Origin of the sequence: Nonomuraea sp. NPDC049421 (assembly GCF_040677005.1) — a bacterium.
Taxonomy (GTDB): Bacteria; Actinomycetota; Actinomycetes; order Streptosporangiales; family Streptosporangiaceae; genus Nonomuraea; species Nonomuraea salmonea.
In genome coordinates this window covers 1-22,506 of the sequence record NZ_JBFAQA010000026.1, presented here as the reverse complement: position 1 = coordinate 22,506, position 22,506 = coordinate 1, and the positions used below count along the sequence as shown (strand labels likewise).

Here is a 22,506-nt window from a genome sequence, read left to right as displayed (position 1 = left end):
CCGACGCCGCTCAGCCGGCCATCAGGGCGTCGGCCCAGCGGGGCGGCACCGGCTCGGTGACGGACAGCAGCGCCAGCGCGACGCCCGCCGCGCCCTCCAGCAGTCCTGGCTGGTCGATCCAGGCGCCGCCGCTGCTGGCGGCGAGCGGCGATCCCGGTTCGCCGGTCACCTGCGGCTTGTAGTCCCGCACGATGAGCGGGTGGCCGGGGTCGCAGCCGCCGAGCAGCCGTTCGACCAGGCGTTCCAGCGCCGCCTTTGCCGCCGCGCTGCCGGTCCGGACGGCGAACGCCCGGCAGATCAGCAGCACTCCCCCGAGTCCGTGGCACAACCCCGGGCCGAGGGTGCGCGGCCGCGCCTCCAGCCGGCGCAGCGCGGCCTCGAAACCCTCGACCGCGACGGCCCGTACGGCCGCGTCGCCGAGCGCCTCGGCGGCGTCGAGCAGGGCGGAGGTGATGCCGGGTGCGCCGTAGCAGTACGCGGGCTCAGATGGCTGCCCCAGCCGGGGCGCGATCTCGCCCGACGCGTCGAACGGCATGACGCGCGACCACGTACGGCCGTGCTCGCCCCACCACGAGGCCGCGACGAGCTGATCGGCGAGGCCGCGGATCGCCCCGCGCATGCCGGGGGCGCGATGACCGGCGAGCCAGGCCCTGCTGAGCGCCGCCAGCGGCCCCGGGAGGCCGTGGGCCAGGCCGAGGTCCACGTAGCCGTGGGGGTGGAGCTCGCGTTCGCCGTCCCGTCCGTAGTTCTCCGGCGCGATCCGCCAAGGCGTCCAGCGGGAGGTGGTGAGCGGCCCATGGCCGGTGGCGCAGCGGGCGACGAGCCGCTCGATGACCAGGTGGACGATCGCGGGCCGGCGGGAGGCGTAGCCGAGTATGCGAGGCCGCTGATGACGTCGTAGTCGTGCACGGTCAACGCCCGATCGGCGGCGGGGCCGAACCCGTCGAGCTGCTGGGCCAACCGGCTGTCGAGGCCGCGCAGCGTCCTGGCGTACCGGCCGTCCTCATCGCATTCGGCGACGGCGAGGGCGATGCCGGTGGTGCCGAGTGACAGTCCGGGGCGCTGCAGCGGACGCTCGCGGGTGCTCGCGGCGGCCACCTTCAGCCACCGGTGCGCCTGCGTCCACCAGCCGGAGTCAGGGAAGGCGCGGGCGGCGTGCGCGAAGGCGACCGCGCTGCCGGCGGCGCCCCCGTACAGGGCCGCGCCCGGCTCCCACAGGGAGCGGCCGACCGTCGCCGCGGCCGACCGCGCCGCCTCGGCGACCAGCTCCTCGTCGCGGAGGCGGTGCAGGATCTCGGCCGCGGCCTTGCGCGCCTCGGACGCCGTCGCGGCGGGCAGCAGCTCAGTCAAAGGGGAAGATCTCCAGGAGGTGGCCGAAGCGGGCGTTGAAGAGCCGGTGGTGCTCGGCGGTGAACACTTCCCGCCAGGTGCCGATCCGGCCGCGGTGGAAGCTGTAGGCGTTGCGGTTGTACACCTTGCCGACGACGACCTCGGGGTCCATGTCGGTGCCGACGTGCTCGGCGACCCGGCGTACGGCGGCGAGCTGGCGTTCGGCACTGCCGCCGCCCTGCTCGCCGATCAGCTCCTCGAACGACACGGCGCACACGTCGGGGTGGTGGAACAGGCTGACGGCGGCCTCGAAGTCGGACAGCAGCGGGACGGCCGGGTCGCGGAGGAGATAGGTGATGCGCTCGGACATGGTCGGCAGGCTGCGCAGGATCGGGCGGAACACGGCGGCCTCGGGCTGGCGGCCGAGCGCGTGGCCGCCCTCGCCGGACAGGAACGTCGCCATGGAGATGAGCGTGTCGCGCGGGTCGCGGTAGCCCAGGATCACGCGCGGGCCTTCCGGGCTCTGCCACTCCCGCAGGAACGCGGGGTCCATCCGCCAGATGTCGAGCGAGTGGAACGTCCAGCAGATGCCGGGCGGGGTCGTGGAGAAGGGCCGCCCCCACGCCTCGGGGTGCATCGGCACCGGCTGGTCCAGCTCGGGGCTGGCCAGCTTGGTGTGGAAGACGTTGCCCGCGGCGAGCTTGGCCCGCCACAGTTCGGCGACCTGGAACCACAGGAGGTTGGTGGCCTGGACGAACCCGTCGCGGTCCGCGCGGTGGTCGAGCTCGGCCGCCGCGATGGGATGCATGTAGTGGCGGGCCAGCTCGATGCGCCGGCGCAGGCTCAGCGCCACCACGGCCGCGCGCGGCGGGACGGCCTCGCCGTCGGTGTGGTAGCCGAGCAGGATCATCAGCTCCTGCAGGAGATGGGTTCCGCTCTTTCGCGGGGAGACGGCTATGACGCGCTCTGCGGGCATGGGAGACCTCTCGTTCGCCGTGCCGTCCCGTCGCGACCGGCATGGGGACGGGCCGCGACGGGCGGATCACCTGATGCTCAGCAGCACTTGCTGGGCCACGAGGTGACCGTGATGCACGGCGCACACGTCCACCAGTGGGTGTGCCGGCCGACGGGCTGGGTGCCCTCGGGCAGGACGGAGATCTCGATGTCCAGCTCGAACTCGTCGAGGTCGTCGGTCGCGGGTTCGGTCTGCGTGATGCTCATGGCGGTCACCTTTCTTTCCGGATAGGGCGTGATCTCTGGCGGGGTTTCATGCGGTGACGACCAGGCCGTCGTCCACGAGCGCCCGCAGGGCCGTGCCGGCCTGGCGGAGTGCCTCGGCGGGCGGGACGACGCCGGCGACCGACTCGGCGTACTCCTTGCTGATCGCCGCGCTGTCCCGGCCGTCGCACAGGCGGTAGACGAGCCAGGCGGCGGGGTTGAGCCAGCGCACGCGGGGCGGGTCGGCGAGGGCCACGACGAGGCGGCGCTGTTCGGGCAGCGGTACGGCGGCGACCGGGGCGACGGCCTGGTACGTCGTGCCGTCCCCGCCTCCGGGTGTGGGCGGGGCGAGCAGGTCGAGCGCCTTGACCAGCCAGGCGATGAGCTGGTGGCCGTAGCCGGTGAACAGACCGGAGCGCTGCGCGAGCTGCTCGGCGAGGTGGCGGGCGCGCAGCTCGGGGGTGGCGTAGCGGGCGCCGCCGAAGGTCGCGCGGCTGACTGCGGCGTCCGCGGGCGGCTCTCCGAACCGGCTCGTGATCTCGGGTCCGGCCGAGCGGGCCAGGCCGTGGTAGACGGCGAGGTGGACGTACACGTGCAGGGCGAACAGCACCCGCATCAGTGACCAGGCCTCGCGCCGCCACGGGATCGGGACGACGTCGGCAGTGGCGTCGACGTGGTCGAAGACCACGGCGCCGCAGCGGATGATCTCGAAGAGGGCGAGGTGGAGCGCCTCGTGCAGCAGTGCTCCCGCCGCGTCCCAGACGTTCTGCAGCTTCTCGGGGGCGATGAAGACGGTGGCGGGGAAGCGGTCGCCGCCGGAGACGGAGTGCAGCGGCCCGTCCTCGCCCTCGTCGCGGGCGAGGCCGATCATGCCGACGTTGGCGAGGACGCCCGGTCCGACGGACGGCATCAGTGCCGTGAGCAGGGCGGCCGCCTCGTCGATCATCTTGAGCTCGGCGGCGGAGGGTTTGATCGGGACGTCGGCCGTTCCCCGGGGGAACTGTTCGTCGAGCAGGGACCACAGGCGTGCCGTGACGGGATCTTTCGTGCTGCGGGTCGTCTCCGTCCACGCCCAGGCCGAACGCGGAGACTCGCCGGCCGCGCGGCTCACCGCGTAACCGCCGGCGGCTGCGCGGCTCACCGCGTAACCGCCGGCGGCTGCGCGGCTCACCGCGTAACCGCCGGCGGCTGCGCGGCTCACCGCGTAGCCGGCGTCGGCGGGCAGCAGGCCGGGCAGGAGCAGGCCGGTGTCCGCCTGTGTGGTGACGGTCTGCAGGTCCTGCGTGGTGACGGTCTGCAGGTCCTGCGTGGTGACGGTCTGCAGGTCCTGCGTGGTGACGGTCTGCAGGTCGCTCTCGAACGCGCTGCGCAGCACCGGGTCGCGGCTCAGCACCCGCAGGTCCGCGTCGGGCGCTGCCGCGCAGCGCCGTACCGGCTCGGCGTTGTGCGGGGTCAGCTCGGCCAGCAGGGTCAGGCCGACGCGCAGCCGCCCGAGCACGCGCCGCTCGATGGCGGCGGCGTCGCCGTACTCGGGGTCGGTGCCGAGCAGCCGCTCCACCTCCTGCCAGAGCGTCATGGGCAGGCTCCTTTCCTTGACGGAGGTGGCCGGGTGCCGGTCGGCACCCGGCCACCGGATCACGTGTTGTCGGGACGGTGGGGGCCGCGGTCACGCGGGTACCAGTCGCGCTCGGCCGCGTTGTCCGAGGTCACGGCCGGAGCCTCCACCGACGTGCTGGAGCGGATGAACTCGCGGGGGTCGGGCACTGATGTCATGATCATCTTTCCTTTCGTTGGGTTGGTCACCTGTCGGCGGATGGCTTGAGTGGGAGCGCGGGCGGCGAGTCGACGGCGTCCGCGTCGGTCAGCGGACGGGCGTCGCCGGCGAAGCGGTCCAGCTCGGCGCCGCTGAGCAGCGTCGTCCCGGCCGGCGGGCCGCCCGCGACGACGAGGTTGCCGATCCGGTCGCCGCGCAGCACGTCGGGCTCTGCGAACAGGCGCACCTCGTCGAACACCGCCCGGAACGTCGCGACCTGGCGGCGGGCGAAGGCGAAGGGGACCGCGTCCAGGATGTTCAGCGCGTAGTGGCCGCCCGGCTTGAGCACCGCCGCCACCGCGGTGAGGAACTCCAGGCTCGTGAGCCGCGCGGGGACGCCGGTCCTGGTCAGCACGTCCGTGACGATGAGGTCGTAGGCGTGCGGGCGGGCGGAGCTGACGGCGTCGCGGGCGTCCGCGATGCGGATCTCCAGGCCGGACGGCGGCGGCAGCACCTCCGTGACCGTTCTCATCAGCGTGGCGTCCCGGTCCACGACCAGCTGGGACGATCCCGGGCGGGTGGTGGAGACGTAGCGCGGGAGTGTGAGACCTCCGCCGCCCAGGTGCAGCGCCGTGATCGGCGCGCCGGGGGGCGCGGCTCCGTCCGCGATGGTGGCCAGCACCCGCACGTACGGCATTCTCAACCGGCGAGGGTCGGCGAGGTCCACATAGGACTGCGGGAAATGGTCGAGAATCAGCACCCACATATTCGGGCCACCGGCGGCCGGCGTCAGGTCGACCGTGCCGAAATCGGTCGACACGGTGACCGCGCCTTCGGGTTCTTGATGAACGGTCATGGAGTAACGGACCTTTCTCGCGACCCGTCCTTCGACAGCATTGAGCTTAGGTCGGTGCGCGAATCCATCACAGGTCAGTGACAGGCCATTCACCGGACATTTCCCGCGACTGCCGGTCGCGCGGCGTCGATGGCCGGCCCCCGCGCCCGGTGAATGTCCGGCAGATACCCTCCGCACGCCCTTTGAACTGCTGACCTGTGCGTCGATACTCCTGAAAGAGAACGCACACAGAAAGGTGGAAACGGCATGAGAACTGCTTTAGCGTCGGTGGGCGACAGGCTGCTCACGTTGCTCGCGCCGAAGGCGGTCGCCAGCGCGGGAGCCTGCGAATACGAGAGGTTCTGCAGTTCCCCGCAATGCAAGATAGGGACCAACCTCTACCCGCGTACGCTGTACACCCTGTACAGCAACTGCGACATCGTCTCCTCAGGCTGCTGCACCACCTAGCGCCGCATCGACGATTCCGCTTGGTTCCGCGTCACGCGGGACCAAGCGGAATTCGTCCCGGATTTTTGTGGGAGTCGGAACAGTGCTTGCTTATGTTGGCTTCGGTTGCCGGGTGGTGCTCGCGGTGGTCTTCCTGGCGGCGGCGGTGAGCAAAGTGCGCAACCGGCGCGATCGGGCCGCCTTCCGGACGTCCCTGGGAGCGTTCGGCGTCGAAGCCCGGTTCAGGCCCGCCGTGGCCGCGGTGGTGATCGCCGGTGAGCTGGCCACGGCGGCGCTGCTGGCGGCCGACGTCACCGCGCTCGCGGGGCTGGCCCTCGGGTCGGTGTTGCTGATCGTCTTCGCGCTGGCGATCGGCGCGGTGCTGCGGCGGGGCTCGTCGGTGAGCTGCCGGTGTTTCGGCGCCTCGACGCAGTCGCTGGGCCGGCGGCACCTCATACGCAACGCGCTCCTGCTACTGGTGGCGGCGGCGGGCGCCACGGGGACCGCGCCGGCCGTGGGGTGGAACCCGGGGGCCTTGCTGGTGGCCGGGTTCATGGCGGTGATCGTGGCCGCCCTTGTCATCTCTTATGACGATCTCGTGTCGGCGGTCCTCCCCCGCTGACGCTTCCCGAAGGATGGTGAGTCGATGGATGTGGTGCTGATCGCCGCGGTCGTCGTGGTCGGCGTGCTGGGCGGGCTCAACCTGCTGCTGATGCTCGCCGTGCTGCGGCGGCTGCGCGAGTACGACGACAAATGGGCACGGTCGGGCATGGACGACCTCGCCCAGCGCAGGTTCCTCCCCGACGCCGGCACGCGGGTCGCCGACTTCACCGCGACCACGCTGGACGGCACCGAGATCGCCCTGCGCGACCCGGCCGCGGTGAGCGGGGTGGACGCTCCGCTGCTGGTCGCGTTCTTCGCCACCGGCTGCCCGGCCTGTCACGACGAGCTGCCGCGTTTCGTCCAGTACGCCGCCACCGCGCCGGGCGGCCGCGAACGGCACCTGGCGGTGGTCTCCGGGTCGCCCGACGAGGTCGCGGACGTCGTGGAGGCCGTCTCGCCGGTGGCCCGCGTGGTGGTCGAGCCGGACGAGGGCCCGGTGGCGACCGCGTTCAGCGTACGGCGCTGGCCTTTGTTCGTCCTGCTCGGGCAGGACGGCACGATCCTCGCCGGCGTCGGCGGCGTCTCCGCTCTCGAGCGGCAGGCCGTCTCGGTGTGATGCGCGCTCTCGCGGAGGATGAGTCCGGCTGGCGGGAACGCTGCGTGACCGCGCTCGGCCTGGCCTGGCGGGCCAGGCCCGCGCTGCTCGCCGCGCAGCTGGCCGGGGCGCTGGTCATGGGCGCGACGCCGGTCGCGGTCGCGTGGCTGACCAAGCGGATCCTGGACGAGCTGCTGGGACGACAGCAGCCCATCGGCTGGCTGGTCGGGCAGAGCGCGCTCCTGGCCGGGCTCGGGCTGGTCGCGGCGGCCCTGCCGCATCTCTTCCAGTACGTCGACGCCGAGATGGGCCGTTCGATCCGGCTGCACAGCCGCGACCGGCTGTACGCGGCGCTGTCCCGGCTGGCCGGGCTGTCCAGGTTCGAGAACCCGGCCTTCCACGACCGGATCCGGCTGGCCCAGCAGGCCGGCGAGATCTCACCCCAGACGATGCTCGACGCCTCGCTGAGCGGCGTGCGGACGGTGGTCACCATGCTCGGGTTCACCGGGTCGCTGCTGGCGGTCAGCCCGGTCATGGCCGCGGTCGTGCTGGTCTCGGCCGTGCCGGTGGTCGCCGCCGAGCTGAGCCTGAGCGCCCGGCGGAGCCGGATGATGTGGACGGTCAGCCCGCACGAGCGGCGGCAGGTGTTCTACTCACAGCTGATGATCGACCGTACCGCCGCCAAGGAGATCCGGCTGTTCGGCCTGGCCGACTTCGTCCGCTCGCGGATGCTGAACGAGCTGCGCCAGGTCAACACCGCACAGCGGCGGCTGGACCGGCGGGTGTGCCACACCCAGTTCGGGCTGGCCGCGCTGACCGCCACCGTCGCCGGGGTCGGCCTGGTCTGGGGCATCCTGCAGGCCCGCGCCGGCCTGCTGACCCCGGGCGACGTGATCGTCTTCATCGCGGCCGTCGCCGGCGTACAGACCGGCCTGTCCGGGCTCGTCTCCCAGCTCGCCTCAGGGCACCAGGCGCTCCTGCAGTTCGCGCACTACCTCGCCGTCCTCAACGCCGAACCGGACGTGCCCGCCCCGGCCCTCCCCGCCGCCGCGCCCTCGTTGCGGGGCGCGATCGAGCTGCGCGACGTCTGGTTCCGCTACGACCCCGACAAGCCCTGGGTGCTGCGCGGCGTGAGCCTGCGCATCCCGGCCGGCTCCCTGCTGGCCCTGGTCGGTGTGAACGGCGCCGGCAAGAGCACCCTGGTCAAGCTCCTGTGCCGCCTGTACGAGCCCACCCGCGGCTCGATCACCTGGGACGGCGTGGACCTTCGCCACATCCACGTGGCCGACCTGCGCGAACGCATCGGCACCGTGTTCCAGGACCACATGAACTACGACTTCACCGCCGCCGACAACATCGGCATCGGCGACCTGCCCGCCCTGCACGACCGCGACAGGATCCGCACCGCCGCGACCGCCGCCGAGGTCGACGCCACCGTCACCGCGCTCCCCCACGGCTACGACACCCTGCTGAGCCGCATGTTCTTCATGAACTCCGACTCCGGCGACACCACCACGGGCGTGACCCTGTCCGGCGGCCAGTGGCAGCGCATCGCCCTCGCCCGCGGCCTCATGCGCGGCCGCCGCGACCTGCTCATCCTCGACGAACCCAGCTCCGGCCTGGACGCCGAGGCCGAGCACACCATCCACCGCCGCCTGGCCGAACACCGCCACGGCACCACCAGCGTCATCATCACCCACCGCCTCAACGGGGTCCGCATGGCCGACCACATCGCCGTCCTCGACGACGGCCGCATCACCGAGCGAGGCACCCATGAGGAGCTGATGGCGTACGACGGCACGTACGCCCGCCTTTTCCGCATGCAGGCCTCCGGCTACCAGCCGGACCCGATCCCATGATCCCCTTGACCCTGCTCACCGCCCTGGTCCTGACGATCATCCTCATCCGCCGCACCCTCGTGATCGTCACCGTCTCCGGCACCAGCATGACCCCGGCCCTCCACCCCGGCGAGAGACTCCTGGTCCGCAGATGCGACCTCACCGCGTTGCGGGTCGGCGACATAGTGGTCCTGGAACCCCCGCGCATCCCCGTCTCCCCCGAGGTCACAGCCCTTGCCCCGTTGCCCACCCGAACGAAATGGCAGGTGAAAAGAGTAGCCGCCCTCCCCGGCGACCCCATCCCTGAACCGGCGAGAAAAGCATCAGGCACCCTGCGAACCGTCCCGGACGGCACCCTGATCGTGCTGGGCGACAACAAGGCCAGCCACGACTCCCGCCTCTCAGGCCCCTACCCCGCCACCCACCTCCTCGGCCGCACCCTCCGGAAACTCTGACGCTCGTGTTCATCAGCTCGGACCGGCGAACGTACCGGCCGTAGGGAACCCGTGCCGGTTCATTCGGCGTTGCACCTGTAGATGCCGGGCCTCAATCGGCCGTTGCCTGCCTTTCGGAGCGTTCATGAAACCGCTGCCGTTGAGAATTCAGGCCCTCCTCTTCGCCACAGCGGCTCTATCGTTCTGTCTCAGTGTTCATCTTGAGCAGAATCATCTCGACTACCTTGACAGACATCCCATCATGGTCAATCTGATCTCCGGCGTGGTGGGATTCTCTACGGCGACTCTCGTCATCAGCGTCGGGTTCAACTGGTATGCGGGCAAAGAGGATAAAAGACAGCGGAAGGAGCACTATTCTTCGCTGATCTGGCATCTTCGCTCTTTCCTGACCTACGCTCACGCCGAAGCCTGGACCACGATCCCCGAGGACATCGCAGGCAGTGCGGCTCGACTGCTCGGGTATGCCGACCAGGAAGACGCACGTCTGTACGCGTACAGCGACAGGCTGGCGACAGGGCGCACGCCAGGACCGTCGACTCGCCTGCACCGGCACTGCACTGAGATCTTCGCAGTCGGAGCCAAGCTGCACGAGGCCCTTGATATCGGCCCCGACGCCGGCATTGTCAGAGCACGTACCGCTGGGATTGCTGCGTACAAGGATTATCTGCGTGCCGGCTCGGGTGCGACCGGTGATGCGTACTGGAATATGGTGAGCGCTACGAGTCGCTACGCTACTTACCTCTTGGACCATCCCGCATGTGATGCCCTGTCTGAGACGAGCGAGTTCCCCCGCGCATCCTCTTGACGGCTTGCGGCTACGCGTCGGCGTAAGGCGTGAAGAGCGTGTCGCGTTGCATCCACGACTCGTTGAGCAGCTCGCTGTGCAGCTCGCCCTGGACGATTCCGAGGAGGAGGTCCGTCGTGGGCAGGTCGTGCCGTTCCCAGACGTCGCCGTCGCGGTCCGAGATGCGGATCGGGTACGGGCCGGACCTCGCCTCGGGTGAGATCTGCCAGTAGAGCGTGATGCCTGCGCCGGTCGAGGCCCAGGGCAGCAGGCCGTCATCAGGGGCCAGGTCGTCGGGAGGCCCCACGACCTCGTCATCGAACAGGTCCTGGAGTTGCTCCCACTCCAGCTTCGATCGCTCCAGGTCGATGTGCTTGAGTCCTGCGGGGACGTGAAGTCTCAAGTAGCCCAGCCAGAGGCCGCCTCCGCCTGCGTCGAGAAGTTCGCGGTAGTCCTGTGGTACGGCGGTTCCGAGCCGGCGCATGACCCGTTCCCAGTCGTACGGGACGGGCGGCGGCGCGGGACGTGCCCTTTGGATCAGTTGCTGAGCTGCGGTTGCCATGCGGGTATGCCCTCAGGATCGCTTGTGTGAATTCAGAGCCTATTGCCAGGCCTCCCTTCATCGAATATCGTCGATTGTCGATGAAGGAAGAGACGGGGCCGCTGCCGCGCGCGGAGGCCGAGGAGTATGCGAGCTGGTTCAAGGCGCTGGCCGACGCGACGCGGATACAGATCGTGTCGTTGCTGGCCAGGCGGCGTGAGCCGATGAGCGTGGGTGAGATCGTGGCGGCCTCCGGGGTGGGGCAGTCCACGGTGTCGCACCACCTGAAGATCCTGGCCGAGGTGCGGTTCGTGCTGGTGGAGCGGCAGGGGACGTCCTCGCTGTACCGGATCAACGAGAACTGCGTGAGCTGTTTCCCCACCGCCGCCGACGTGGTGATGGGCAAGCCGGTGCCGGGTGCGCCGGTCTGTGAGTGAGGAGATCTCTGTGGCGTACGACGAGATCATCGACCATTACTCCGCCCTGGCCCGCAGCGCGCTTCATGGGCAGCGCGTCGCCGACTGCGACCCCGTCGCCTTCGCCGGCGGCGGCTTCGGTCCGGCCGGCTACGACGACACCGCCGCGCTCCCCGACGGGGCGCTCCGCGCCAGCCTGGGGTGTGGCAACCCGGTCGCCGTCGCGGAGATACGTGCCGGTGAGACGGTGCTCGACCTCGGCTCCGGTGGTGGCATCGACGTGCTGCTGTCGGCGCGCCGCGTCGGCCCTCACGGCACCGTCTTCGGCCTGGACGCCAGCCCCGCCATGCTGGAGCTGGCGCGGCGCAACGCGGAAGAGGCGGGCGTCACCGACGTGCGGTTCCTGCAGGGCACGATCGAGGCGATCCCGCTGCCCGGCCACGCGGTGGACGTGGTCATCTCCAACTGCGTGATCAACCTGTCCGGTGACAAGGCGGCGGTGCTGGCCGAGGCGTTCCGGGCGCTGCGGCCGGGCGGCCGGTTCGGCGTCAGCGACGTCGTCACCGCGCAGGTGCTCGACGAGCAGGCGCGGCAGCGGGCCGAGGAGCGCATCGGGTGTGTCGCCGGATCGCTCACGGTGCAGGAGTATCGGGACCTGCTCGTCACGGCCGGCTTCGTCTCCGTCACGGTCACCTTGACCGCCGATCACGGCGATGGGGTGCACTCGGCGATCGTCCAGGCTGAAAAGCCCGCGATCGGGCCCGGCCTGGAGATCCGGCCGATGCGCGAGAGCGACGCCGCGGAGGTGCTGGCGATCTACCAGGCCGGGCTGGACACCGGCCAGGCCAGCTTCGAGACCGTCGCGCCCAGCTGGGAAGGGTTCGCCGCGAGCAGGTTGCCGCATCTTCGGTACGTGGCCGTGGACACGGATTCCGGCGAGGTGCTCGGCTGGGTGGCGGCCTCGCGGGTTTCGTCTCGGAGCGTCTATGCCGGGGTGGTCGAGCACAGCGTTTACGTGCACCCCGGCTGCCAGGCTCACGGCATCGGCCGCGCCCTAATGGGGGCGTTCATCGCCGCGTGCGAGGACGCCGGCGTGTGGACGATCCAGTCCGGCGTCTTCCCCGAGAACACGGCCAGCCTGGTTCTCCATCAGGCGCTGGGTTTCCGCGTCGTCGGGACCCGCGAGCGCGTCGGTTGCCACCACGGGGTGTGGCGGGACGTGGTGATGGTGGAGCGGCGCAGCCCGGCGGTCGGCATTTGACCCACGCGGGAACATCCCGCGGTCTGCGGTGCTACGAGGACTGGAAGCTCGACGGCCCGGCCGGGCAGGGCAGGGAAGCCGTCCGGGCCATCCGCGACGGCATCCGGTCCCAGGTCGTCAGGCTGCTCGGCGAGCTACCGCGCGACGGCAGGGGCGGTCAGCGGAGCGAACAGGGCGCCCAGCCGGTTCACCGTATCGGGGATGATCCAGTAGTAGACCCAGGTGCCGCGCCGCTCACTGCCGATCAATCCGGCGGTGCGCAGCACCTTGAGGTGGTGACTGATGGTGGGCGCGGTCAGGTCGAAGGCGTCGGTCAGGTCGCACACGCACGCCTCGCCGCCGGCGTGAGAGCCGATCATGGACAGCAGCCGCAGGCGTACCGGGTCGGCCACCGCCTTGAGCAGCACGGCCAGCTCGGCGGCGTCGCCTTCGCTGAGCGGCTCGCGGGCGATCGGCGCGCAGCACGCCCCATCCTGCGCGCCCTGGCCGGCCTGGACGAGGGGCAGGGTCGTGGCGGTCATGCGGGGCCTCCGGACCTGGCGGATGTTTCGACGTTCGTCTAAATGATAGTCGGTGGTGGCCGGTCAGTGCGGCGGCGGCGATCAAGCAGGCGTGGGTGACGGCACCAGCCGCCAGTCCCTGGTTGGAGGCGCATCGCGCGCGGTGGCTCCGAACTACGCACAGCACTCGAACAAGCCCACGGCGAGAACCTCGAACTGCGACGCGAACTCGCTCGCCGTGGGCGGCGCCCAATGAGATACGTCACTGCCACGTCGGCGTACAGGCGGACGTACATAGGCATGTACACGTAGACGTGCAAGGGGTGGACCGGCCGAGCGCCCGTTGCGAGCAGGGCTCGGCCACCCGCTCAGAGATGATGCGAGTCACGGCTCGCCGTCACTGGCCGAGCAGGCGCTGGATGTCCTCCAGGCGTTTCGCGTCAGCGGCCAGATGCGCATCGGCGTTGTCGAATAGCGCGTCGGCCAGCGGCGAAAGGCCGGCCTTAGGTTCCCGCCCCGCCGCGATGTCCGCCCGCCGGCCCTCCAGCGCCCGGCAGGAGGCCGCCACCAACTCCCGCACCTCTCCCGAATCCAGCAACGCGTGCCAGCGCAGCGCCAGTGCGAAGTCGGGCCTGGTGGAGTGCGGGGGCGCGGACAGTGCCTTGCGCAGCAGGTCGCGTAGCGCACGCCGGCCCTCGGGCGTGATGGCGTGAACGCGGCGCAGCCGATCGCCGGCGCGCTCCTCCGAATGCGTCTCGGCCAGCCCCTCGGCCTCCAGCTTGGCCAAGGCGTGACAGACCGATCCCGGCTTCACGTCTGTTCACTGCTCGTCCGTGGCTCTGCACTTGTACCTGTACACCCGAATCTCCTGGTCAGCCGCAGCAGCCGCCCTGGGACGCCCCGACCAGCGGCAGCGGAGTGCTCAGGAGACCGCCGCTGATCCCGGTGGCCAGGCCGACCCGCTGCTCCTGGGCCTCGGCGAGGCTGGAGGAGCAGACGCCGGTTTCGGGCAGGTCGAGCTGGACGTCCCGCGCCGCCTCCCAGTCGTCGGCCAGCGCGGCGACCACCGAGCGGGCCTGCTCGTAGCCGGTGGCCAGCAGGAACGTGGGGGCGCGGCCGTAGCTCTTGACGCCGATCGCGTAGTAGCCGTCCTCGGGGTGGGCGAGCTCGTCGGCGCCGTGCGGCGGGACGGTGCCGCAGGAGTGCGCGTTGGGGTCGATCAGCGGGGCGAGGGCGCGGGTGGAGCCGAGGATCGGGTCGAGGTCGAGGCGCAGTTCCCCGGCGATGGTGTGGTCGGGACGGTAGCCGGTGGCGGCCACGATGCGGTCGGCGGTGACGGTCTGCTCGTGGCCTGCGGGGTCGCGGCTGAGCACGCGTACCTGGTCGCCGTCCCGTTCGACGGCATGGGCGAAGAAGCCGGTCACCAGGCTGATGCGGCCGCTCTCGACGTGGGCGTGCAGGCGGGTGCCGAGCGCTCCCCGTGCGGGCAGGGCGTCCGCGTCGCCACCGCCGTACGTACGGGCGGCGCTGCCGGCGCGGATCGCCCACGTGATCGGGGTGTCCGCGAGCTGGGCCAGGGCGAGCAGCGTGGTGGCCGCCGAGTGGCCGGCGCCGATGACCAGGACGTGCCTGCCCGCGTACCGGTCGCGGTCGGCCCCGAGGACGTCGGGCAGGGCGTGGTCGATCAGGTCACCGGCGTCCGCTTCGCCGTGGGCGGGCAGGCCGGAGGCGCCGAGCACGTTCGGGGTGGCGTAGGTGCCGGAGGCGTCGATGACGGCACGGGCGTGCAGCTCGCTCCCGTCGGCCAGGCGGATCAGGAACGGCGCCTGCTCGCGGCCCGCCGTACGGACGCGGTCGTAGCCGAGCCTGCTGATCGCCGTCACCTTCGCCCCGGTACGCACCCGCTCGCCGAACAGCTCGGCCAGCGGCGTCAGGTAGTCGTCGATCAGCTCGGCCCCGGTGGGCAGCCACTCGGGGTCCGGCGCGCTCCAGCCGGCGGCCTCCAGGAGGCGGCGGGCGGCGGGGTCGATGTCGTACTTCCAGGGACTGAACACCCGTACGTGCCCCCACTGCGCGATCGACGCCCCCGCCCGCTCTCCCGCCTCCAGCACCACGAAGTCCAGCCCGCGCTCGGCGAGGTGGGCCGCCGCGGCCAGCCCGATCGGGCCGGCGCCGATGACCGCGACGGGCAGGTCATCAGGTCGGGCGGCCGGGCGGCCGGGCTCCAGCTCGACGGCGGTGGGACCGCAGCATCCACTCATGACATCTCTCCTGTTTCGACATCCGTCTAAGTAGCGTCATCGGCAGAATGCCCGAAAACTTAGATGGATGTCAAATTCGACTTTCATCGAATCAACCGGCGTGCGGAGGCCACGCCGAGGTCGCCTGGCGGATTCCGCGCAGGTGGCGGGCCAGCGCGGCGACGACGCGGCGGGCGTCGGCGCCGACCCCGCGCAGGGTGTTCGAGGAGGGCGTACGCTGCCACTCCAGGCCCAGGTAGCCCAGCCCGGGATGAGTCAGGGACAGGCCGCGGCGCTGGCGCGGGCGCCCACCGCCATCCAACGCACCCATCCCGGCGAGGTACGGCAGGTCCGGCCGGTATCCGGTGGCCAGCAGCACCGCATCGACGCGCTCGCGCCGGCCGCCGGGCCAGACCGCCTGATCACCGTCCAGCCGGGCGAACATCGCCCGCCACGTGTAGCGTCCCTCGCGCAGCGCCCGGCGGTAGCGCCCGTCATCGAGCACGAGCGACGGCGGCGGGGCCTCCGCGCGGGCCAGCGGCAGCCGGTCGAACCCGGTCACGCGGAACCAGAAGTGCAGGTCACGACCCAGCGGGCGCTGCTCGACGAAGCGGATCGGCGCGCGGCCGACCAGCGTCACCCGGCGTTCGGCGGCCAGCTCGTACGCGATCTGGACCGCGGAGTTGCCCGTCCCGACGACGACGACGTGCTCACCGGGCAGCGTGGCCGGCGAACGGTAGCCGGCCGCGTGCAGCACCGGGCCGGTGAAAGCGTCCAGACCGGGCAGGGCGGGCCGGTGCGGGCGTCCGAAGGAGCCGCTGGCCGCGATGACAGCGGGGGCGGCGAGTTCCTGCCCGTCGGCCAGACGTACGAGGAAGCCGCTCTCGCCGGGCTGGACGGCCTCCACCCGGGCGCCGGTGCGCAGCTCGGCGCCGCGCTCGATCAGGGCGGCGGCGTAGCGCTCCAAGTAGGCGACGACCTCGTCACGGCGCGGGTAGCGTTCCGGGTCGCCGCCGAAGGCCATGCCGGGCAGGCCGCTGTAGCGGGCGGGTGAGAACAGGGCGAGGCTGTCGTAATAGCGCGGCCAGGAACCGGCCGGCCGGTCAGAGGACTCCAGCAGCACGGGCCGTAGCCCTTGCTCCAAGGCGGCGTACGCGGCGGCCAGGCCGGACTGCCCGGCTCCGACGATCAGGATGCGGTCATTGGACATGCCGCGAACGTACCGTCATTCTCTAATATGTCAATAAGTTGGTACGAGCGGTAAGGTGCGATGAACGGGAGGAGCAGGCATGGCAGAGACCACGGCATCATCGTCAGACGCCGCAGGGGAGACGTGCGCGCCGCAGCTGCCGCAGGCCGCCCAGGACTTTCTCAAGGCCCTGGCGAACGAGAGCCGCCAGCAGATCATGCTGTTGTTCGCCCGGGGCGCCGAGCTGTCGGTCAACCAGGTCGCCGAACGCGCCGGCATCAGCCAGTCCGCCGCCTCGCAGCAACTCGCCCTGCTCCGGCGCGGCGGCATCGTCACCTCCCGCCGGGCCGGCAAGGAGGTGCTGTACAGGGGCGATCGCGACAGCGTCTCCCGCATCCTCGACGATCTGCAGGGCTATCTGCGCTTCTGCTGCTGACGCGGTTCGCTCTCCTGGTCAAAAGCCGAAGACCTTCGACCCGTCCCGCGGGACCTTCGTCCCTGGCCGGTGGGGGCGGTGGCGGGTGAGCGTGGAGGGAGGAAGCGACGAGGAGGAGCCATGAAGGCGCTCATCTACCAGGGGCCGGGGCGGCGTACGTGGACAGAGGTGCCCGATCCCCGCCCGGTCGAGGCGACGGACGCGGTCGTGCGTGTGGACGCCGTCACCATCTGCGGCACCGACCTGCACATCCTCAAGGGCGACGTGCCCGCCGTCCAACCGCGGACCGTTCTCGGGCACGAGGCGGTCGGCACGGTGACCGCCACCGGGACGGCGGTGACGACCGTCAAGCGCGGCGACCGCGTCCTGGTGTCGTGCATCTCCGCCTGCGGCCGCTGCCGCTACTGCCGCACCGCCGCGTACGGCCAGTGCCTGGGCGGGGGCGGCTGGATCCTCGGGCACCGGATCGACGGCACGCAGGCCGAGTACGTACGCGTCCCGTTCGCCGACACCTCCACCCACATCCTGCCCGACGGGGTCTCCGACGAGGCGGCGCTCATGCTGGCCGACATCCTGCCGACCGCGTACGAGGTGGGCGTGCTGAACGGCCGCGTCCGGCCGGGCGACACGGTCGTGATCGTCGGCGCGGGGCCGATCGGCCTGGCCGCGATCACCACCGCGCAGTTGTTCACGCCTGGTCACATCGTCGTGGTAGACCCGGCGCCGGCCCGGCTGGAGGCGGCCAAGCGACTCGGCGCGGACGTGGTCGTCGGCGCCGGTGACGACCCGGCCGACGCCGTGGCCGAGCTGACCAAAGGTCTCGGCGCGGACGTCGCCATCGAGGCGGTCGGCATCCCTGAGACGTTCGAGCTGTGCACCAGGCTCGTCCGCCCGTGCGGCCACGTCGCCAACGTCGGCGTGCACGGCCGGCCGGCCACCCTGCATCTGGAGGACCTCTGGATCCGCGACCTGACCATCACCACCGGCCTGGTCGACACCTCCTCCACCCCGGCCCTCCTGGACATGGTCGCCGCCGGGCGCCTGGACCCGACCGGCTTCATCACCCACCGCTTCGCCCTGGACGACATGCCCGCCGCCTACGACACGTTCGCCGACCCGGCCTCGACCGGTGCGCTCAAGGTGGTCCTGACGCGGTGCAGCGGGCAGGGTTGAAGCATGCCGGAGGACAGCTTCGACGAGCGGATCGCGGCGACGTACGAGGCGAAGTGGCCGGAGCTGTTCGACCCTGCGGTGATCGAACCTGCGGTGAGCTTCCTGGCGGAGCTGGGCGGCGCCGCGCTCGAGTTCGGCGTCGGCACGGGGCGCATCGCGTTGCCGCTGGCCCGGCGCGGGGTCCGTGTCGAGGGGATCGACCTGTCGGCCGCGATGATCGCGCGGCTGCGGGCCGAGCCGGACGCCGGCGCGGTCCGTACGACGGTCGGGGACTTCGCGACCACCAGGCTGGAGGCGACCTTCACGCTCGTCTACCTGGTACGCAACACGATCACGAACCTGACCACCCAGGACGAACAGGTCGAGTGCTTCCGCAACGCGGCGGCCCACCTCGAGCCCGGCGGTCGTTTCGTCATCGAGAACTACGTCCCCGAGCTGCGCCGGCTGCCGCCGGGCGAGACCGTGCACGCGTTCGCCGTGGGCCGGGAGCACCTCGGGTTCGAGGAGTACGACGTCGCGTCGCAGATCGCGACCTCCCACCACTACTGGGTGGCGGACGGACGGATGGAGACGTTCTCCTCGCGGCACCGGTACGTGTGGCCGTCCGAACTGGACCTCATGGCGCGGATCGCCGGGATGCGCCTGGAGGAGCGCTGGGCCGACTGGACCCGCACGCCGTTCACCGGCGAGAGCAGAAGCCACGTATCGGTCTGGCGGAAGGCGGACGGACGGTGAAATTTTCAACTATCCGAAATTTTCCCCCGATCGGCGTCAGACCAAGTGAGCGCGGCGTTTCGCGCCCATCCGGCCGGACCCCCTGACCGACCGGAGTTGACAGGGCAAAGGCGCATTCTTGACTCTTTTGGGAGCGCTCCCACGTCTTTCATCTCCGGTTCTGGAGATGACACCAATCAGCACGTTGAGGAAGGACGCCTTCATGGAAGCACTGGTCAACCGGCAGCAGGACCTTTTCCTGGCCCTCTATCGGATCGTGCTGGGACTGCTGTTCAGCTGCCACGGCGCGGCGACCCTGTTCGGCGTGCTCGGCGGCCCGCAGGGCGAGGCCCCGGCCTTCGGCGAGTGGCCGGGCTGGTGGGCGGCCGTCATCGAGCTCGTCGCCGGAGCCATGGTCCTGCTCGGCGTGGCCGCGCGCGCCGCCGCCGTCATCTGCTCGGGCACCATGGCGTACGCGTACTTCGTCGTGCACCAGCCGCAGGCGTTGTTCCCGATCGAGAACGGCGGCGAGAAGGCCGCCCTGTTCTGCTGGGGTTTCCTGCTGATCGCGGTGCTCGGTCCTGGCCGCTGGGCGCTGTCCACGCTGCGCGCCCCGCAGGCGTCGCTGGCGTCCCCGCAGCCCGACCGGCCCAGCACCGGCCTGCCGCGGCCGTCCTGACCTGCCGTGACGCGCTCGCCATCCGGCCTGTCCGCGGCGGAGGCGGCCGCACGCCTTGAGCGTGACGGACCCAACGTTCTCCCGCGCAAGCCGCCGACGCCGTCGTGGCGGCGCGTCCGCACGCAGCTCCGCGACCCGCTGATCATCGTCCTGCTCGTCGCCGCGGTGCTGACGATCACCACCGGCGACTGGACGGACACCGTCGTCATCATGCTGGTGATCGTGGTGAACACGGCGGTCGGGGTGGCCCAGGAGGTACGCGCCGACCGGGCCATCACGGCGCTGGCCGACCTCGCCACCCCCGAGGCGCGGGTGGTGCGGGACGGCCGGCAGACGCAGATCCCGGCGAGCGAGGTCGTCGCCGGCGATCTGGTCGTGCTGGCGGAGGGCGACATCGTCCCGGCGGACGGCGAGGTGGTCGAGTCGGCGGCGCTGCTGGCCGACGAGTCGGCGCTGACGGGCGAGTCGGTGCCGGTGGACAAGAGGGCCGGGGCACTGGTCTCGTCCGGCACCGTGGTGGTGCGGGGCAGGGGGCGGGCGGTGGTGACCGCGACCGGCGCGGCGAGCGCGAGCGGCCGCATCGCCGCCCTCATGGTCAAGGGCGGCGGGCTCACGCCGTTGCAGCGCCGCCTCGTCGGGGTCGGGCGGCTGCTGGCGGGGATCGCGGTGCTGCTGTCGGCGCTGGTGCTGGCCCTGGGTCTGGTACGCGGCCAGCCGGTGGAGCTGATGGTCGTGACCGCGATCAGCCTGGTGGTGGCCGCCGTACCGGAGTCGCTGCCCGCCGTCGTGACCTTGAGCCTGGCGCTCGGGGCGCGCCGGATGGCGGCGCGCAACGCCCTCGTACGCAACCTGCCCGCCGTCGAGACGCTGGGCTCGGTGACCGTGCTCGCCACCGACAAGACCGGCACCCTCACCGAGGGACGGATGGTCGCCCGGCACCTGTGGACCCCGGCCGCCGAGGCCGCGACCACCGGCTCCGGCTACGCGCCCGGCGGCGTGATCGAGGCCGCGGACCCCGGCGAGTTCCGCGCGCTGCTGACGGCCGCGGCGCTGTGCAACGACGCCCGCCTGTGCCCGGGCCCGGAGTGGACGGCCTTGGGCGACCCGACCGAGGCGGCTCTGCTCGCCGCCGCCGCCCGGCTCGGGCTCGACCACGAGGACCTGCGGGCCCGGTTTCCCCGGGCCGGGGAGCTGCCGTTCGACAGTGACCGCAAGCGCATGACCACCGTGCACCTCCTGCCGGACGGCCGCGCCCGGGTGGTCTGCAAGGGCGCCCCCGAGGCGCTGCTCGTCCCTGACGTGCTGACCGACGACCCCGCGCTGCTCGCCCGTGCCGCCGAGCGCGCCGACCGGTACGCCCGTGACGGCTACCGCGTCCTCGCGGTAGCCGCCGCCGACCTGGACGTCGTTCCCGTGTCCGTACGGGAGAGCGGGCTCGGCCTGCTCGGCCTCGTCGCGATCCTCGACCCGCCACGCGCGGCGGCCGCCACGGCGGTGGCCGACTGCAAGAAGGCCGGCATCAGGCCCGTCCTCATCACCGGCGACCATCCGGGCACCGCCCGCGCCATCGCCGCCGACCTCGGCATCATCGGCCCTGCGGACCGAGCCGTCGACTGCCGCGAACCCGGCGTCCTCGACGGCGGACCGGCCGCTGACCGGCTTGAGCCCGGAACCTCCAGCGGCGCGGCGGCCGCCGTTTACGCGCGCGCGACCCCCGAGCAGAAGCTCGACATCATCGAGGCCCTGCGGAAGCGCGGCGAGATCCTCGCCATGACCGGTGACGGCGTCAACGACGGCCCCGCGCTGCGCCGCGCCGACATCGGTGTCGCCATGGGCAGGCGCGGCACGGAGGTGGCCCGGCAGGCCGCCGACCTCGTACTGGCCGACGACAACCTGGACACCGTCGTCGCCGCCGTCGAGGAGGGCCGCCGGGTCTATGCGAACATCCGCCGCTTCCTCGTCTACGGCCTGTCGGGCGGCGCGGCCGAGATCGCCGTGATGATGCTGGGCCCGTTCGTCGGCCTGCCGCTCCCCCTGCTGCCCGCGCAGATCCTGTGGATCAACCTGCTCACCCACGGCCTGCCCGGCGTCGCGCTCGGCGGGGAGCCGACCGTGCCGGGGACCATGGAACGCCTGCCCCGGCCGCCCGGCCAGAGCATCATGGGGGCGGGCCTGTGGCAGCGGGTGCTGCGGATCGCCGTCGTGCTCACCGCCGTCACGCTCGGCGTCGCCGTGTGGGCGTCGCTGACCGGGCGGCCGTGGCAGAGCATGGCGTTCTTCGCGCTCGGCGCGACCCAGCTGGGGGTGGCGCTGGGGACGCGTACCCGGCCGCGCTCCCTGGCCAACCCGATGCTGCTGGTCGCTGTGGCGGGTGCGCTCGTGCTGCAACTGGCCGGGGTCTATCTCCCGCTGCTGCAGGAGCTGCTCGGCACGCGTCCGCTGGCTCCCGGCGATCTGCTGATCGTCCTGGCGCTGTCCGTCACGGGGTACGCCGCCGCCCGCCTCGACCGCATCCTGCACCCGTCGCCCCGTCCCTGAGCCACGCGCGAAGCGGCGCCCAAGTGGACGCCGCTTCCCGGCCTATCAGGAGGCGGGTACGGGGAACGACGCGGCCAGGCTCTCGCCCCACTGCCTGGCCCGCTCCAGCTCCCCGGCCGCCAGCGGCCCTTGCGTGCCGGTGACGTAGAAGCTCTGCGGCGGGACGACGACCCTGACGCCGACCCGGCGCAGCCGCTTGGTGATCGCCCGCGCGGCCGAGCCGGGCAGGCGCGGCTTGGCCACGCGAGTGTCGAACGCCGCCGCGCACAACCCGGCCGACGACGTGCTGAGCGCGGCCAGCCATTCGCGTACGCCCTGATCCTTGGACACCAGCGGCCCGGTCGCCTGCTGGGCGGCCGAGTCGCGGGTGGAGGCCCTGCTCATGGAGAAGGCGTGCGTGGGACCACCCACCACCAGCAGCGTGACCTCGTCGCCCACGTGGGCCGGCGCGGCTCCGATCTCCGTCACCTCGGCCGGCATCCCGGTGGCCAGCCCGTCGGCGACGGCCCGCGCGACCTGTTGGGTGTTGCCGTACATCGATTCGTACACGACCAGTGCCCTCATGACATGACTCCTTCCGTCTCGCCCCTACTGTCCTGCGGGCGGCGGCGCGGCGCCCGAGGAGGAAGTCCTGCGAACCGGCGCCGTTGGTCCACAGCGGAACGCCCGCCCCGGTGGTGCCGAGGGCGGGCGTGTCCCGGTGCGCACTACTTCAGCCAGGCGTGACGCTGCACGATCGGCAGGCCGCCGAGCCCGACGGTGGTACCGGCACCGGCCATCGCCAGGCCGATCAGAACGATGGAGTAGACGATGTGGTCGTCCATGAAGGGGTTGTTGGCCAGGGGCAGCTCGGCCGCCCACATCAGAACCAGCATCAGCGTGCCGGCGACGGCGGCGAGCCTGGCGGCGACGCCGAGGATCAGCGCCAGGCCGACACCGAGCAGGCCGGCCATGAACAGCCA

The 22,506-nt window shown here is 71.7% G+C and carries 25 protein-coding genes and 3 pseudogenes; 14 read left to right on the top strand and 14 right to left on the bottom strand.

Annotation, left to right across the window (positions count from 1 at the left end):
• Positions 1–10: 10 nt before the first annotated feature.
• The 7 genes and pseudogenes from AB0K18_RS35345 to AB0K18_RS35315 form a co-directional block, all read right to left on the bottom strand.
• A complete protein-coding gene (locus tag AB0K18_RS35345; protein ID WP_364923713.1) occupies positions 11–760 on the bottom strand; it encodes a lanthionine synthetase LanC family protein in 750 nt (249 codons plus the stop codon).
• 176 nt (positions 761–936) lie between these two features.
• Positions 937–1,350, bottom strand: a pseudogene (locus AB0K18_RS35340) (lanthionine synthetase LanC family protein); the annotation flags it as partial.
• Positions 1,343–2,305 (bottom strand): hypothetical protein, encoded by a 963-nt coding sequence (locus AB0K18_RS35335; RefSeq protein WP_364923336.1) that lies wholly within the window; start codon positions 2,303–2,305, stop codon positions 1,343–1,345. The gene AB0K18_RS35335 and the pseudogene AB0K18_RS35340, both read right to left, overlap by 8 nt.
• A gap of 77 nt (positions 2,306–2,382) precedes the next feature.
• Complete coding sequence (locus tag AB0K18_RS35330; RefSeq protein ID WP_364923334.1) at positions 2,383–2,550, bottom strand: hypothetical protein; 168 nt, start codon at positions 2,548–2,550, stop codon at positions 2,383–2,385.
• Positions 2,551–2,596: 46 nt separating this feature from the next.
• Complete coding sequence (locus tag AB0K18_RS35325; RefSeq protein WP_364923331.1) at positions 2,597–4,123, bottom strand: HEXXH motif-containing putative peptide modification protein; 1,527 nt, start codon at positions 4,121–4,123, stop codon at positions 2,597–2,599.
• A gap of 59 nt (positions 4,124–4,182) precedes the next feature.
• Positions 4,183–4,320 carry a hypothetical protein gene (locus AB0K18_RS35320; RefSeq protein WP_355415806.1) on the bottom strand — a complete coding sequence of 46 codons (138 nt, stop codon included), beginning with the start codon at positions 4,318–4,320 and terminating at the stop codon, positions 4,183–4,185.
• 26 nt (positions 4,321–4,346) lie between these two features.
• Positions 4,347–5,120, bottom strand: a complete 774-nt coding sequence (locus AB0K18_RS35315; RefSeq protein ID WP_364923328.1) for a fused MFS/spermidine synthase — start codon at positions 5,118–5,120, stop codon at positions 4,347–4,349.
• A gap of 282 nt (positions 5,121–5,402) precedes the next feature.
• Between AB0K18_RS35315 and AB0K18_RS35310 the strand changes: the two genes are divergently transcribed.
• The 6 genes from AB0K18_RS35310 (at position 5,403) to AB0K18_RS35285 (ending at position 9,878) form a co-directional block, all read left to right on the top strand.
• Positions 5,403–5,603, top strand: a complete 201-nt coding sequence (locus tag AB0K18_RS35310) for a hypothetical protein (protein ID WP_364923325.1) — start codon at positions 5,403–5,405, stop codon at positions 5,601–5,603.
• A gap of 82 nt (positions 5,604–5,685) precedes the next feature.
• Entirely contained in the window at positions 5,686–6,204 is a 519-nt protein-coding gene (locus AB0K18_RS35305; RefSeq protein ID WP_364923323.1) for a MauE/DoxX family redox-associated membrane protein, read from the top strand.
• Positions 6,205–6,228: 24 nt separating this feature from the next.
• Positions 6,229–6,801: a TlpA disulfide reductase family protein gene (locus AB0K18_RS35300; RefSeq protein ID WP_364923320.1), complete on the top strand. Its 573-nt coding sequence runs from the start codon at positions 6,229–6,231 to the stop codon at positions 6,799–6,801.
• Entirely contained in the window at positions 6,801–8,639 is a 1,839-nt protein-coding gene (locus AB0K18_RS35295) for an ABC transporter ATP-binding protein (protein WP_364923316.1), read from the top strand. The genes AB0K18_RS35300 and AB0K18_RS35295 overlap by 1 nt, the downstream gene beginning before the upstream one ends.
• Positions 8,636–9,073 (top strand): S26 family signal peptidase, encoded by a 438-nt coding sequence (locus AB0K18_RS35290; RefSeq protein WP_364923313.1) that lies wholly within the window; start codon positions 8,636–8,638, stop codon positions 9,071–9,073. The genes AB0K18_RS35295 and AB0K18_RS35290 overlap by 4 nt, the downstream gene beginning before the upstream one ends.
• 124 nt (positions 9,074–9,197) lie before the next feature.
• Positions 9,198–9,878: a hypothetical protein gene (locus tag AB0K18_RS35285; protein WP_364923310.1), complete on the top strand. Its 681-nt coding sequence runs from the start codon at positions 9,198–9,200 to the stop codon at positions 9,876–9,878.
• Between the two features lie 10 nt (positions 9,879–9,888).
• Here the strand turns inward: AB0K18_RS35285 and AB0K18_RS35280 are convergent, their stop codons facing one another.
• Positions 9,889–10,419: a hypothetical protein gene (locus AB0K18_RS35280; RefSeq protein ID WP_364923308.1), complete on the bottom strand. Its 531-nt coding sequence runs from the start codon at positions 10,417–10,419 to the stop codon at positions 9,889–9,891.
• An 80-nt stretch (positions 10,420–10,499) separates the two neighbouring features.
• Here AB0K18_RS35280 and AB0K18_RS35275 point away from each other — a divergent pair, with 80 nt between their 5' ends.
• The 3 genes and pseudogenes from AB0K18_RS35275 to AB0K18_RS35265 all read left to right on the top strand — a co-directional run.
• Positions 10,500–10,835 carry a metalloregulator ArsR/SmtB family transcription factor gene (locus tag AB0K18_RS35275; protein ID WP_364923305.1) on the top strand — a complete coding sequence of 112 codons (336 nt, stop codon included), beginning with the start codon at positions 10,500–10,502 and terminating at the stop codon, positions 10,833–10,835.
• A gap of 10 nt (positions 10,836–10,845) precedes the next feature.
• Positions 10,846–12,075 carry a GNAT family N-acetyltransferase gene (locus AB0K18_RS35270; protein ID WP_364923302.1) on the top strand — a complete coding sequence of 410 codons (1,230 nt, stop codon included), beginning with the start codon at positions 10,846–10,848 and terminating at the stop codon, positions 12,073–12,075.
• Between the two features lie 32 nt (positions 12,076–12,107).
• Positions 12,108–12,212 (top strand): annotated as a pseudogene (locus AB0K18_RS35265) (heat-shock protein HtpX); the annotation flags it as partial.
• Here AB0K18_RS35265 and AB0K18_RS35260 read toward each other — a convergent pair.
• From AB0K18_RS35260 to AB0K18_RS35245, 4 genes are all read right to left on the bottom strand, one after another.
• Positions 12,210–12,596 (bottom strand): metalloregulator ArsR/SmtB family transcription factor, encoded by a 387-nt coding sequence (locus AB0K18_RS35260; RefSeq protein ID WP_364923299.1) that lies wholly within the window; start codon positions 12,594–12,596, stop codon positions 12,210–12,212. The pseudogene AB0K18_RS35265 and the gene AB0K18_RS35260 sit on opposite strands and share 3 nt — an antisense overlap.
• A 376-nt stretch (positions 12,597–12,972) precedes the next feature.
• Positions 12,973–13,389: a helix-turn-helix transcriptional regulator gene (locus AB0K18_RS35255; protein WP_364923297.1), complete on the bottom strand. Its 417-nt coding sequence runs from the start codon at positions 13,387–13,389 to the stop codon at positions 12,973–12,975.
• Between the two features lie 58 nt (positions 13,390–13,447).
• On the bottom strand, positions 13,448–14,836 hold the full coding sequence (locus tag AB0K18_RS35250) for an FAD-dependent oxidoreductase (RefSeq protein WP_364923294.1): 1,389 nt from the start codon (positions 14,834–14,836) through the stop codon (positions 13,448–13,450).
• A gap of 91 nt (positions 14,837–14,927) precedes the next feature.
• On the bottom strand, positions 14,928–16,025 hold the full coding sequence (locus AB0K18_RS35245; protein ID WP_364923292.1) for an NAD(P)/FAD-dependent oxidoreductase: 1,098 nt from the start codon (positions 16,023–16,025) through the stop codon (positions 14,928–14,930).
• Between the two features lie 79 nt (positions 16,026–16,104).
• Here AB0K18_RS35245 and AB0K18_RS35240 point away from each other — a divergent pair, with 79 nt between their 5' ends.
• The 5 genes from AB0K18_RS35240 (at position 16,105) to AB0K18_RS35220 (ending at position 21,544) form a co-directional block, all read left to right on the top strand.
• Positions 16,105–16,440: a metalloregulator ArsR/SmtB family transcription factor gene (locus tag AB0K18_RS35240; protein ID WP_364923289.1), complete on the top strand. Its 336-nt coding sequence runs from the start codon at positions 16,105–16,107 to the stop codon at positions 16,438–16,440.
• A 120-nt stretch (positions 16,441–16,560) separates the two neighbouring features.
• The gene (locus AB0K18_RS35235; protein WP_364923287.1) at positions 16,561–17,613 is read left to right on the top strand and encodes an alcohol dehydrogenase catalytic domain-containing protein; all 1,053 of its coding nucleotides are present in this window, start codon (positions 16,561–16,563) and stop codon (positions 17,611–17,613) included.
• Between the two features lie 3 nt (positions 17,614–17,616).
• Positions 17,617–18,348: a class I SAM-dependent methyltransferase gene (locus tag AB0K18_RS35230; protein ID WP_364923284.1), complete on the top strand. Its 732-nt coding sequence runs from the start codon at positions 17,617–17,619 to the stop codon at positions 18,346–18,348.
• A gap of 202 nt (positions 18,349–18,550) precedes the next feature.
• Positions 18,551–19,006 carry a DoxX family protein gene (locus AB0K18_RS35225; RefSeq protein WP_364923281.1) on the top strand — a complete coding sequence of 152 codons (456 nt, stop codon included), beginning with the start codon at positions 18,551–18,553 and terminating at the stop codon, positions 19,004–19,006.
• A gap of 6 nt (positions 19,007–19,012) precedes the next feature.
• On the top strand, positions 19,013–21,544 hold the full coding sequence (locus AB0K18_RS35220; protein WP_364923277.1) for a cation-transporting P-type ATPase: 2,532 nt from the start codon (positions 19,013–19,015) through the stop codon (positions 21,542–21,544).
• A 45-nt stretch (positions 21,545–21,589) separates the two neighbouring features.
• Here AB0K18_RS35220 and AB0K18_RS35215 read toward each other — a convergent pair whose 3' ends face one another.
• Together AB0K18_RS35215 and AB0K18_RS35210 are read right to left on the bottom strand one after the other, a co-directional pair.
• The gene (locus AB0K18_RS35215) at positions 21,590–22,108 is read right to left on the bottom strand and encodes a flavodoxin domain-containing protein (RefSeq protein WP_364923274.1); all 519 of its coding nucleotides are present in this window, start codon (positions 22,106–22,108) and stop codon (positions 21,590–21,592) included.
• A 143-nt stretch (positions 22,109–22,251) separates the two neighbouring features.
• Positions 22,252–22,506 (bottom strand): annotated as a pseudogene (locus AB0K18_RS35210) (hypothetical protein); the annotation flags it as partial.